Genomic DNA, 13,887 nt, shown 5'->3' on the forward strand with positions numbered 1-13,887 from the left:
GGCTATGAAAAAAACTCTAATACTTTTACCTCTTTTAGCAGCTAATATCGCGTTAGCGCAACAAAAGAAAACCATCACCGGAAAAATAGAAGATGGAAACACATCTCAAATAATTAGCGGTGCATCTATAAAAATAGAAACACAATCTGTTTCTACAAAAACCGAGCTGGAAGGAGTTATTGAAAGTGTATCTGTAGGTACAGTAACCGATAAGGACGGAAAATTCATATTAGAAATCCCGGCAGACACTAAGTCTGTATCCGTAAGTTATCCTGGCTATGAATCCAGGATTATTCAGATCAATGAAGGACAGACTCATTATACAATAAGATTGGTCCCTGAGCTTTCTGACAAGAATAAAATACAGGAAGTCATCATTACAGGATATCAGAAAATTGAAAAGCGCAAACAGACCTCAGCGGTTTCAACGGTTAAGATGGATAATATTAACCAGGCTGGTGTGGCAAGTATAGATCAGATGTTATCAGGACAAATTGCCGGAGTAGCTGTTACTCCGGAAACAGGAGCTCCGGGAAGTCCGGCAAAGATCAGAATCCGTGGAACAGCTTCACTTTCTGGTCCGCAGGATCCGCTATGGGTGATTGATGGTCTTCCATTGGAAGGAAATGATGTGCCTAACTTCACCGATAAGGATAATATCGATCAGCTCCAGAACTTCTCTATTGCAGGGCTGAACCCGAATGATATTGAAGATATTACCATTTTAAAAGATGCTGCGGCTACCGCTATTTATGGAGCAAGAGCAGCTAACGGGGTAATTTCCATTACTACGAAAAAAGGAAAAAAAGGAACCATGAGAGTGAATTTTTCAGCGGATACCTTTATTACATCCCGTCCGGACTTTGGTAAACTTAATCTTTTAAATGCCTCTGAGAAAGTTGATCTTGAACTGATGCTTGCTCAGCGTGCCGACCTAACATATCGTGCTGATAAAGGAGAGGTAATGAGGATTTTAACCAAAAACGGGCAGCTTGATGCTTTCAGAAACGGCGGTTTAGATGCGTTGAATGCACTGACGATTCAGCAGATTAACGGCTTAAGGAACAGTAATACCGATTGGGGAAAATTACTATATAGAAATGCTATCAACAGACAGTATGGAGTAAGTGTTTCCGGAGGTAGCGACCGTTCAGATTATTATTTTTCCCTGGGATATTATGACGAGCAGGGAACAACTATTGGTACAGGCTTTAAGCGTTATAACCTGACATTAAAAAATAACTATAAATTAAGTGACAAATTAAATGCAGGAATCTCTATTTTCGGTACACAGAGTGAGCGTGAATCATTCATTACAGATGCTGATGCCAATATCAGCCCTGTCAACTATTCAAGAAATGCCAATCCTTATCTGACACCTTACAACGCAGATGGAAGCTACAGGTATGACAGGGATATCGATGGTTTTGATGACAGGTATATTCCTTTCAACTTCCTTGAAGAAAGAGAAAATACAAGTTACAACCTAAAAAACCATTCCCTAAAAGCGATATTGGATTTAGAGTATAAAGTATCCAAAAGCCTGAAATTTACTTCGCAGTTGGGAATTCAGTACGATACCAATGAAACGGAAAAATATGCAGCCCAGAATACTTACTTTACCAGAAAGATGAAAGAAGGAACCCGTTATTATAAAGATGGGGCATACCGTTATTTCTTGCCCGACGGAGCAGTAAAGCAAAACTGGGATAATGACTTTTTCCAATACAACTGGAAACTGCAGGGATCTTACAGCACGAAAATTAATTCCGTACATGAAATTGACTTGATGGCCGGAACGGAACTTCGCAAAACAGAAGATAATACAACCATTACAAGAGCATTTGGTTATGATCCTACCACAAGAAGAGCAACGGCAATTGTATTTCCAAGCTCCAGTTTCGCGGCAGAGAGAAAGTACGAAACCTATCGTGAAATGCCACCTGTAGAGAATGCTTATGCTTCAATGTTTGCTACAGCTTCATATACCTATGACCAGAAATATACTTTCTTTGGAAGTGTAAGATACGACGGTACCAACTTATTCGGGGTTAATAAAAAGTATAAATACCTTCCGATATGGGCTGTTTCAGGTTCATGGTTGGTATCAAAGGAGAACTTCATGAAGAATGTTAATGCCATCTCTAACTTTAGACTGAGAGCTTCCTATGGTCTGCAGGGAAATATTGACCGTAACACATCACCATTCTTTATTGGAGAATACAGTGATGCAACAATTCTTCCCGGATCAAAAGAAAATATCATAAATGTAATCAGTCCTCCGAATGATAAGCTTCGTTGGGAAAAAACAACCAATGTTAACTTCGGGCTTGATTTGGGCTTGTTCAAAAACCGTATCAACCTTACTGCTGATGTTTACAGCAGAAAAGGAACAGATATGATCAGTATGAAAGAAACACCGCTGGAAACAGGGTTCGAATATACGATGATGAACTGGGGAAGTCTGACGAATAAAGGTTTTGAATTGGCGCTATCTACCAGAAATATCGACAAAGAAAATTTCAAATGGAGTACCACGATTAACTTTGCCCACAACAAGAGCAGGGTACTGAGCGAGCAGCCTCGTGATAACGCTTTGCTTCCTTCAAGAGAAGGGCTTCCGGTGAATGCCGTTTTTGCTTTGAAAACAGCAGGAATGGATGAACAAGGAAACCCAATGTTCTGGAAAGGAAATGAAAAAATATCAGCTGCAGACTTCTTTAAATTATACGATGTCTACGCGGATTTCCTTCCGGGTCAGCTTGTAGATACCAAACTTTCCAATGCGGAATTAAGAAGTATGTTTACTTATATCGGAGACAGGGATCCGAAATTTACAGGAGGTATTATCAACACATTTAAAGTACATAATTTTGATCTTACTGTTTCTGCAACATTTAACCTGAAGCAGACCGTAATGAGAACGCCTTCTTACCGTGGATCTGAGTTTGACAGAGGTAGAAATTATACCAGAGATATCTACGAAGCAGGAGGTTCACTTCCGGGAATTACAAGCCCTGATATGGAGGCTAATCCGAATGGATGGATGGCAAATAAATGGTTTACCGGTAACCGTTCCAATGCGTACAGCTTATTGGATGTATGGGCAAAAGAAATCAGCTATATAAGAATCAGCAGCATCCGTTTGGGATATACACTTCCTAAAGAGTTTACAGCACCTATGGGAATCAGTGCATTGAGGCTGAGTGTTGAAGGGCGTAATTTATTTGTATTCAGTAACGGATATAAGGGATATTTTGATCCGGAAACCTATGGGAATATTTATGCACAGCCTATTACAAAGTCAGTTACAGTAGGATTTAATGTTTCTTTTTAAAACTTGAAAAAAATGAGAAAAATAACAACATTTATAGCACTGGCGGTAATCAGTTTTACCAGTATCGGGTGTGATAGATTTTTAGATATTCAGCCGGAAGGAAAAGTAATTCCAACCACAGTTGATGATTACAGGAAAGTACTTACGTCAGCCTATTCAAAATATCCTTCTCACAGAGCTCTTACAGCACTCCGTACCGATGAGGTGAATATTGATGAGAATACCAGCGATTTCATCTCTTACCGTGAGATTGCTATGTGGAAGGACTCCAATACAGATCAGGCAACTACTGAGTTTCCATGGGTGAGTTTTTATTCCGTGGTATTTTACCTGAATCAGATCATCAATGAAGGGAGCAAGACTATGGCGGAGTCTCCTGAAAAACAGCAGATTTTAGCTGAAGCTTATGCATTGCGTGCCTATACCTATTTCGATATGGTTAATTTGTATGCTAAACCTTACAACAGTGCCACGGCTTCTACAGACAGAGGAGTTCCTATCACCCTTGATATTGATCTTGAACAAGTATTGAAACCTTCTACTGTACAGGAAGTTTACAGTCAGGTTCATGCAGATATGGCAAAAGCTGAAGGCCTTATGGTAGAGCAGAAGCAGGCTACAGGCATCAATTACAGATTTTCTAAGGCTGCATTACTGGCACTTGAGGCAAGAACAGCTCTTTATGAAGGAGAATGGAATAAGGCTCTAAGTTATTCAGAGCAGGCATTGGCTATTAAAAGTGATATTAGCAATCTGAATACGGTAAATACGGCACCTAACCATTATGCTTCGCCGGAATCTATTCTGGCTCTGGATAATGCATTCAACAGCTCTGTGCAGAATTTATCCTTTGCATCAGCAGAACTTCTTTCAAAATATAACAGTACTACAGATAAAAGATTCGGACTATATTTTGAAAAGAGCGGAAATAAATATAAAGTGATCAAAGGAGGAAGCTCTGATTTCAGAGTATCTTTCAGAACATCCGAACTGTATTTTATAAAATCTGAAGCTTTGGTAAAGCTGAATAAACCTGATGAAGCCAAGCAGGAACTTCTTAAGGTTTTAAAAAACAGATACACCCCGGATGGATATGTTTCTGTTCAGAATCAGGTAGCACCAATGAACACTGCGGAATTCATGAATTTTATTCTGGATGAGAGATTCAGAGAATTTGCAGCAGAAGGACAGCGTTGGTTCGATTTAAGAAGAGCAAATCAGAAAAAAATAACCCATACAGTAAATGGGCAGGAATATATTCTTCAGCAGAATGATGTGAGATATACGATAGAATATCCGATGAGTGCGAAGAAAAATAATCCTAATTTATAATACATTCATATTAACACCCCTGAAACCGCCAGAGCTTAACCGTTCTAGCGGTTTTTTTGTACTTTTGTACCGTTATGAAAATTGCCATTATAGAAGATGAATTGCTGGCTGTTAATTATCTGAAAGACCTTTTGGATAAGCAGACTATAGTTCCTGTCACTGAGATAGTTATTCTTCGTTCCAAAAAACAGGCAATAGATTTCTTCGAACATAATGCTGCAGATCTTGTTTTTATGGATATTCATCTTGGTGACGGAATGAGCCTGGAAATCTTTGAACAGGTGGAACTTTTTACCCCGATTATCTTCATAACGGCATTTGATGAGTATGCGATAAGAGTATTCAGACATTTCACCATTGATTATCTTTTAAAGCCTTTTGAAGAAGATGACCTACACAAAGCATTACAGAAATTTATCTCCATCAGGAATAATTTTGACCCGGAATCTACTCTAAAATCCATTTCTACCTTACATCAGGGAGGCTCCGAAATGATGAAACGTTTTATGGTAAGAGAAGGGAATAAGCTTAAATCCATAGACGAGCATCATACGGCCTATTTTTTTGCGTCGGGGAAATATCTTTTCTTAACGACAAAGGACCATCAAACCTATATTTACGATGATACTATTAAAGATATTATTCAAAAATTAAATCCCAATGTTTTCTTTAAAGTAAACCGTAAATTTATCATCAATAAAGAAGCAGTCACTGAAATTATCAAGCATTCAAGCCAGAAAGTAGAGCTTAAGCTTTCCCCCGAACCTGAAGTGAATACTGAGGTTTTTATCAGCAAAATGCAGATCGCTGAATGCCTGAGCTGGCTGAACAGCTGACCTGCCTTATAAAGTATCTTCATCCATCTTAGATCCTTTCCATGATAAGGTGTCTTATTTTTTTGTATTTTCATCCTTCAATTAATTATTAACTATTGAATCATGAAAATATATCTATTAGCTACTCTATTATGTTCTTCTTTAGTACTCTCTCAAAAGATACAGCTGAAGAAAGACAAAATTCTGGTCAATGAAAAAGAAGCCGGAATTCTGAAGTCTCCTTACCGGGATCACTTTGAGTTTTATACCTTAGCTAATGAAAAAGTTTTTGATGCCGATCTCAAAGGGGTTACCCTGGCAAAGGACCAGTTTCTGTATTACCTGGATATGAAATCGGCAGACGGAAAGACCACCCAGATTCCGTATGAAGTATTAATCACCTCTTTTAAACCGGATAGAATTGTTGCCCATCAATTGGCTGTAAAATACCATCTCTTCGGTGAGAACGGTTTTGATAAAAATGAAGTGGAGAAATTCTTTGCTACACCGAGAGAAAATTTGGCGGATAAATACCTTACAGCAAAAACCAACAGCATTGCAGAAGATAATGAAAGAAAGAGCAGGCTTGACAATATCAGAAGTCTTTATAACCCAAGATTGGGATCAAAAGGTGAAATACTGATTAATAACGGAAATTATCCCGCTAAAATAATAGGCTATGCAAAAGGGTACAACTGTGCTGGATTTAATACTGCAGGCCCATGCCTGGAGGTAAGCGATCTGGATGGGATTAAGGTAGCTTCTATGTACCAGACACAGGGCATCAAAACATATACAGTAAGAACCTTTGATCATAATGAGTTTACTTTTACTGCCACAAGACCTTACGCCCAGTCGGATTATGCTTTTGTCAATGAGTTTATAGCCAATCTTTTTATCCAGGGCTATACACTGGAACATCAGGCGTATTATAAAAACCAGGAGCTTCAGCATGCAAAAGTGACAGATGCCGTCAACCGCAGTATCAATTTATATGATGTTCCGGGATACCTGGTGGAAAAATCAGGGAAGAAAACAGAAGGAGCGATCACCATCTGGTTTGAAATGCTGGATACCGAAAGAACCGGTCAAAAGCTTCCTGAAGGTGGTGCTGATCTCTTTGGGCAGCGGGTTACTTTAAAGAAACAACTGCCGGGAATGAGGAGTATGGCGACCAAAATCTATGATGCAGACTCCGGTGTACATTTTTGTGTGGCTGCCAATGGAAATGAAGAATGCTATTACGGACTGGATGTAAAAGGGGAGTTCATGAAGAAAATGCAGAACTATGGAAGCCTGCACGGTAACAATTCCTATTTCTACAGGCTGGTAGCGAAAGAGAATAAAATCATGCTGCTTCAGGATCCTGTTGAAAGGCAGAAATATGTAATCAAAACAGACCTTCAGCCCAAAGGGCAGATGCTTGATAACAGATCAAACGATAAACTTTCAGAAAAGCTGGCTGATTATCTTAAAGATTGTAAAACAGTTTCTGATCAGTTGAAAAAAGAAAGCTTTGATCTTAAAAACGAACAAAACCTGATGCAGATTATTTCTGACTACAGTAAATGTAAGAAGTAACTGCATACCGATACCAAACAATTAAATCCGGCAATAGAATGAGAGCTCTATTGCCGGATTATTATTTATAGGGAAAGCCATAAGATTTTAATTTTCTTTCAGAAAAAATTTAATGCGTCAAGTTTTGACGTTGAGGGGCTATACTTTTGTTTCAGAAATAAATAACAAGCTATAATGATGATACCACTTTTTATGAAAATGATTCACATGTCCGAAAATCAAAGATCATAACAAAATTTTCACATTTTTTTACCACAAAATATAACACGTCAGGTTTTGGCGTCAGCCTGAAATAGCTTTGCTTAAGAATCAAACACCAAATCACAAAATAATAATCATCCATGGATAAACCAAGTGAAAACAGAATAAGAAATCTCCATCCATTGGTAAGGAAAGAAGTCACAGAAATTGTAAAAGAATGTGATGAAGCCCTTACCGGGAGAGCAAGAGTGAGGATTACCCAGGGGTTAAGATCCTTTAAAGACCAAGATGCATTGTATGCGCAGGGAAGAACAAAAGCCGGAAAAAAAGTCACTAATGCCAAAGCCGGACAAAGTATTCACAATTACGGATTAGCGGTAGATATCTGCCTGATTATCGATGGAAAAGTAGCAAGCTGGGACACTGCGAAAGACTGGGATAACGATGGCGTAGCCGACTGGTACGAATGTGTAAAGATCTTTGCAAAACACGGCTGGAGCTGGGGCGGAAACTGGAAAACCTTTAAAGACCTGCCACATTTTGAACGAAGCTCCATCTGGAAAGGCGGGCGAAAGATCAAAGCATCCTGGAGAAACTTACAAAATTTACCAAAAGATAAAGACGGATATGTAATTTTCACCCAATAATCCCGGGATTATTTCACAGTGAAAATCAATATTACAATCAACCGGAATGATTGTACGGGAAGAGGTTTGTCTTTACCGGAAAAAAATAAACCTCTTCTTATTGAACAGTAGAAAAAATCTGAAAAAATTCTGAATAATAGAACTATTGAAGCAGCTAAGATACATGAAGAAAAATCATATTGCCTTTTTAAGGAAACACTCCTTAAAAAGCAACCAGGCTTAGTATTCTTAAAGCCTAATTGACCCTAATGGTTCAGAATGCTTTTCAGTTTTTATGAGGCTGATCATTACCACCGTCTTATCTTTTATTAACACCAAAAATCACAAAAATGCCACAAAATATTCCATCGGGAAGCTTATCAACAGCTCCCGACAGCAAAGGGCTTAACGTACGGCCAGATCTGTTGCCGGAGTCTTTCTTCTTCCTGGAGAAAGGAAAGACTTTCTCGCAAGACCAGGCCGGAAAATTTGGAGCTAATGGGACTGTATTCAGGACCACCTCCAAAGTAAGCGTTACCGGCAAAGTATATACAATTTGTCAGGGACAGGTATTTTTACAACCTTGTGGAACAGATGCCACTAAAGTAAATGCGATCCTGAAGCCTTTTAATCAGCCGATTAAGGGACTTGCGATCAAATATATCGTATACAGAGGGCTGAACAGATCAGATTTCTTTGGATCTAACTTCGTTATTAATGACGGAACAGGAGTAACAGGCTTTGTAGACGTTATCAGAAAAGAATTTAAAGACCTGTATGCTATGCTGGGAATTACCCAGCCTGCGTTTACTGCTCAGTATATCGGGTATCCGTCAGGAACTTCTCAGTCAGCAGATGATCTTATTGATGATTATTTCCTTAAGATTTCTAAAGTTCAAACTACCGGAACTACCACCACTGAAGTAGAACCTAAAAAAGCTTTTGAACTGCCTATGATTCCAAGAGGAACCCATCTTGGAAATGCCACAGGAAGCATAGGAATTGATATCGTACTGAACGAAGGAGATTATACCGTAGCCAATGACCCCAATCCTTTTAAACTGAATCTGGGTTTTGCCCGCCATCCTGACCATGTTTTAGATCAAGCGGCAGGTGCTACAGTTTTTAAAAAGAAACTCATCAGGGAAACAGCCACTCAGTTCCTTGATATTGCAGCCTTTTATGGTTTGCATACCCAGGGAAAAGGAAAGATTCATATGAGTGACAACTCTGTCCTGCAAACGGTAGAACAGATTGCCAGTCAGATTTCAGGCTTTAAAACAGCTGATACAACCTATCTGTACATCCAGGGCAGCAGACAGAGATCTTATAATTTCTATGGAAATCAGAACCTGGAAGGAAGTACCAATAATATTAAAATCGGATCAACAGCTGGCAACCTTTCCTTAGAGCAGTTTGAAGCAGGCTGGCCGGTAAAAGAGCTGGCTGCACAGCCATCATTGGTACTGCAGCTTACAACTGATAATAATGATGCCGCTGCCATGTACGTAAAACAAGGTGTTTTACACGCAGATACTCCCAATGAGGATTATTTTATCAGAGGTAAAAACTTATTGCAGGAAGAGGGAAATGGAGTAGATACCAATTTTACGAAGCCCATTACTTTCAGTTTAAATAAAACAAGTGCAAATAAAACAGTTGCTTCATTTGTACAGTTGATTTATGAAGGGAAAACAGTGAAAGTCACTTCTGAAACCCCTGGTCCAAATCCGGGAGATCCTACCGTGAGTACTACTTATGATCTGAAGGACATTGATGACATCTTTGGATTGATTAATGTGACCCCTAAAGTTCAGTCTAAAGGAGGAAATGAGCTTGTCTATGTTATTGATCAGAATTTATTGTTGATTGATTTTGAAAATAAAGCAGGAGAAAAAGATATTGCAACGGTGACTACCAAGAAAGTAGAGGATCTCATTATGAAAAATGATACGGAAAGTGTGAAAAGAGTTACTTATGAAACTTTACTACATAATATTCGACAGAATGTAGGAGGTTTTTTTGAAAGCAGAGCTGCTTATCAAGATAATTCTAATAGTGGAACAATTTCATACAGTGATAAAAGAAATAATTTTTATCAATTTGCTTTTCCATATTATTTGCAAACAGAAAAATATTCAGGAGCGAATGGAGCACAATTTACTGGAGTATCATTATATATGGATAATGGGACATTACCAAGTAAAAAAGTTTTGGGAATCACTGAAGATGAAAATGATAGAATTAAAACTCTGATTTCAGGTAAATTTCTGAATAATCCAAAATTTTATTTTAAAAATGAACTTGAAGATGAAAGTGCTTTTTATCAATCTTCAGAAGGAATAGAATATAAAAAATATTTTCTGGCAGTATTAGGAGAGAATCAAGAAGGAAAACTCACTATTGCTTTTCCTGATATTCCTGTATATGTTACAACTATAGATAGTCTTGCTTTCTGTTCAGAGGAATATGGCAAATGGCTGCCAATTACAAACAGTATTAACACAGAACCCATTAATTTAAAAATCTTATAACATTAATTATGGAAGCATTATTTTTAGCAACCAGAATTGCTGTAAGAAAAGAAGGCAAAACACCTAACGGAACAATATATAATCTTTTACCTACTGGAGCTAATGATACATTTGTATTAACCCCGGAAGGACAAGTGCTGGAATTTAAAATTCAACAGAGCCCAAATTCTTTTCTTACCTATATTTATATTGGCTATGAATTTATCCTGGATACGGATAAATCATTATTAGCTGATAAAAAAAAATATAAATTCGGACAGTTTGGGGGGTATTGTTTAAATACAGTTTATCAACAATATAAAAACTTTAAATTATCATTAGAAAAATTTTTACAGGCTGATAATTGGTTTGATAATAATTTTGAATATGCGCAAATTTCTGATAGCATAACCATTGATAAATTAGAGTTTAATGAGCCCTCAAAATATTATAAACAAAAAAAATATTTTTTAACGGTCACGGAATTTGATATGGATTTCTTTTCACCAGAAAAATATACTAATATAGTAATAGATCGTTCTGAAGATTTATTATCAACATCATCAGGCAGGTTTTATCAAAAGAATATTCCTGCTATTAACAGTGAACTGATTAAGAAACAACGTTATACCAAAACGATCACTCTTGTTGCTTTTCGTGCAGATAATATTTGTAGAGATATTTTTGGAGTTATTTCAAAGGAAGATATTCCTACTATTAAACAAGCTGTTTTCAAAAAATATCAACAAGGCAATAGCTCACAATATGATAGCCTTTTGAAAATTGACCAGATCATCGGGGAACTATTAAAAGATTGGGGATATATAGACCAGGTAGAACCTACTTATATTTTTGAGGGTAAATCTTGTGAGTTCGCAGAAGCTTATTATAATTCGATGTCAAGTTTTTATAGTTCGCTGAGAGGCGCTGATAAAAACACGTATTTTGGATATGATAGCTACAATAATCCATTAGATTTTAATGGAAGACCTATAACTAGCGATGGTATCATACAACCGGGCGGAGCTATGGGACAGGCTACTCAACAGGAAAAAAATAAAGCAGATAATGAAAGAAGAATTAACATTTTATTAAAACATCTTACAACTGCTGGAATTGGTTTATTAGACTATGACACAAGGTTAGGCTTTGTTACTGATATTCTTAATAAGCCTTCATTACCAAAAGAAAGTGGAAGCGAGCTTACCCAAAATAATATTTTAAAAGTTATTTCAACGTTTGCAAATCCAGATGATGCAGATCCTTTTTTAAATTATCTTCTAAAGAAAAATAATGGAAATTTACTGAATTTTCAAAATCTTTATTACAAAATTATTGAATATATTATTGAGATAGAAATTCCTGTATTGGGTATTCCGGTAGGAAATAAGGAAAGAAGTAGAAAGGTATTGGTTTATACACTATTTACAATATGGAATTATTCTAAGTATAATCCTAGCTATATTCCTGCTGGAGTAACGCCAAATCCAGATGGACTTAATCCTAATAGTTTCTTTTTAACAGCTCCGGGGAAATATTATTTTGAAAAACAAAATGGAGAGCCTGCAACAGATAAAAGTCTGGAATTTGAGGCTATTGAAGTAGGACAGGATGTGATATTTAATTATTATAAAGTTGATGAAGAATTTCATGAAGAAAAAATTCGTATTAAAAAGTATGAAGGAAGAATTTATAATTCTCAGGATAAAATTACTGATTTGTGGTATCATCTATATCAGCCGATACTTATATTGGGTTATCAGAAAGTAGAAGTAGATAATAAAGAAAAATTCTGTATACCTGAGTTTCCTAGAGTTCCTGCATTTATGTTCTATTATTTTAAAGAACTTGAAGAAAAGAGAAATACAAATGCTCTTATTAATCTGGGAGTACAGGTTACTTCTGATATCTTATTAATGTATTTGACAGGAGGTGCCTCTGAATTAATGGAAATTAGATACCTTAAGTATTTATCAGAATCAGGGAAAATTCTTTTAAACCCAACTCTTTATAAAAATGCAACCAATGTCGTGAAATTATGGAATATTGTAAATACAGCTGAACAGATATCTTTTGTTGCTTCTACATTTGCAAATTTCGCAACTTATCTAGGCGAGACCTCTAATAATCCAAAAGATAAGGAGTTTTATGAAAGAATGAGAAATCTTGCATTTCTGGTGATGTTGGGAACAGGTTTTGGATCATTAGTAGCACAAGGGAAAGCTGTAAAAGAAGCGGATATCATTTTAGGAATGTTAGGCTCATCTGAAGTTACTGTTATACTGAATGAAGATGCCAAAAAGTTTTTAATATCTCTCGCACAAACAGAAAAATATTTGGAAAGTATTATCAACAAAATTGAAGATACATTTGTTCCAAGTACAGGAATTGATCCTGCACCTCTCTTAAATGCAGTTCAAGCTTTGACAAAAGACGAGAAAATTGCTTTTTATTTTGATTTCATCCATTTGGGAAAACAAGACTTACTTAGAATGGGACATGTGGTGAATGGAGAAGTGATTGCAGTTATAAACTGGAAAAAATTACTTACTGTTGGTTCTTCTGACCGTAATACCTTGGACATTATTACTAGTACATCAAAAACTAATATAATGGAAAAGTTTTATAAGGAAATTCCATTAAAGAAGATTTTAGAAGCATCTGGATATGGAAGAAGGTGGAATTTTTTAAATAATTTTGGAAACGTAAATCCAACAACTTTTAATAGAATTAAGCTTTATCCAACGTCTATTTATATATTTTTGAATCATGATCCTGAAGGTCAAATATTATTGGCTCAGAATGCTGAAGTTTGGTTGAAATATTTTGAAGCAAGAAAACTATATAAAAATCAACAATGGAATGAAATTGCCCAATTATTTCATCCATCAATGACTTCTCCAATTAATTCTTCAATAACTTTCAGTAGCTTACCAGGACAAAAATGGATAAATGATGGAGATATAGAATTTACAGAACAAATAGCTAATAAAATATCTAATATCATAAATAATCCTAATGATGTTTCAGTAATTGCAAAGTATATAAATGTATCTGAAAGTATCGTTTTATTTGCAAAAGAGAATTTTTTCAAAAAAGATCGATTTTTACTTGTAGAACTTCCAGATGAGACTTTAAAATATTCTTATGGTCGATTTGTTAAGACTGAGTATGATTTACTTGAGTGGAAAAAAGCTGTAGAAGGTACTCTTGAAGATATAAATTCATTTAAATATTTTATTGCACATGAATATATTGAAGGTAAGTTAATAGATAATTATGGAATGGGATATAGATCATTTGATAAATTTGCTGACTTTAAACCATCTTCTTTTGGGGCCCATGACATTGCTGTTAGGATAGATAATGGTAAATATGTTCCTATTAAGAGAGCAAGTGATCCACCACCACTTAAAACCGACTTAACAAATGTCGACGAAATTGTAAAGTGGTTTAAAGAATTTTATAAATTAGATTAAAAA

7 protein-coding genes are annotated in these 13,887 nt (G+C 36.3%); all 7 read left to right on the plus strand.

Translation table 11 applies throughout. The annotated features are described in order from the left end of the window. The first annotated feature begins 4 nt into the window (after positions 1-4). The 7 genes from MP478_RS00140 to MP478_RS00170 all read left to right on the plus strand — a co-directional run bounded on the left by MP478_RS00140 (position 5) and on the right by MP478_RS00170 (position 13,884). Positions 5-3,337, plus strand: a complete 3,333-nt coding sequence (locus MP478_RS00140; RefSeq protein ID WP_257199216.1) for a SusC/RagA family TonB-linked outer membrane protein — start codon at positions 5-7, stop codon at positions 3,335-3,337. A 12-nt stretch (positions 3,338-3,349) separates the two neighbouring features. Then, complete coding sequence (locus tag MP478_RS00145) at positions 3,350-4,669, plus strand: RagB/SusD family nutrient uptake outer membrane protein (RefSeq protein WP_257199217.1); 1,320 nt, start codon at positions 3,350-3,352, stop codon at positions 4,667-4,669. A gap of 74 nt (positions 4,670-4,743) precedes the next feature. Then, the gene (locus MP478_RS00150) at positions 4,744-5,505 is read left to right on the plus strand and encodes a LytTR family DNA-binding domain-containing protein (RefSeq protein WP_230037027.1); all 762 of its coding nucleotides are present in this window, start codon (positions 4,744-4,746) and stop codon (positions 5,503-5,505) included. A 102-nt stretch (positions 5,506-5,607) separates the two neighbouring features. Beyond that, positions 5,608-7,065, plus strand: coding sequence for a hypothetical protein (locus MP478_RS00155; RefSeq protein WP_257199218.1), 1,458 nt, complete (start codon positions 5,608-5,610; stop codon positions 7,063-7,065). A gap of 341 nt (positions 7,066-7,406) precedes the next feature. Next, entirely contained in the window at positions 7,407-7,913 is a 507-nt protein-coding gene (locus MP478_RS00160; RefSeq protein ID WP_230037023.1) for a M15 family metallopeptidase, read from the plus strand. 329 nt (positions 7,914-8,242) lie between these two features. Continuing rightward, positions 8,243-10,426: a hypothetical protein gene (locus MP478_RS00165; RefSeq protein WP_257199219.1), complete on the plus strand. Its 2,184-nt coding sequence runs from the start codon at positions 8,243-8,245 to the stop codon at positions 10,424-10,426. Between the two features lie 8 nt (positions 10,427-10,434). Continuing rightward, complete coding sequence (locus MP478_RS00170) at positions 10,435-13,884, plus strand: hypothetical protein (RefSeq protein WP_257199220.1); 3,450 nt, start codon at positions 10,435-10,437, stop codon at positions 13,882-13,884. Positions 13,885-13,887: the final 3 nt, after the last annotated feature.

The sequence above is a fragment of the Chryseobacterium sp. WG14 genome, assembly GCF_024586945.1.
Taxonomy (GTDB): Bacteria; Bacteroidota; Bacteroidia; order Flavobacteriales; family Weeksellaceae; genus Chryseobacterium.

Coding starts and splice junctions, on each gene's coding strand:
- MP478_RS00140 (WP_257199216.1), top strand. CDS start 5: ATGAAAAAAACTCTAATACTTTTACCTCTTTTAGCAGCTAATATCGCG.
- MP478_RS00150 (WP_230037027.1), top strand. CDS start 4,744: ATGAAAATTGCCATTATAGAAGATGAATTGCTGGCTGTTAATTATCTG.
- MP478_RS00145 (WP_257199217.1), top strand. CDS start 3,350: ATGAGAAAAATAACAACATTTATAGCACTGGCGGTAATCAGTTTTACC.
- MP478_RS00160 (WP_230037023.1), top strand. CDS start 7,407: ATGGATAAACCAAGTGAAAACAGAATAAGAAATCTCCATCCATTGGTA.
- MP478_RS00165 (WP_257199219.1), top strand. CDS start 8,243: ATGCCACAAAATATTCCATCGGGAAGCTTATCAACAGCTCCCGACAGC.
- MP478_RS00155 (WP_257199218.1), top strand. CDS start 5,608: ATGAAAATATATCTATTAGCTACTCTATTATGTTCTTCTTTAGTACTC.
- MP478_RS00170 (WP_257199220.1), top strand. CDS start 10,435: ATGGAAGCATTATTTTTAGCAACCAGAATTGCTGTAAGAAAAGAAGGC.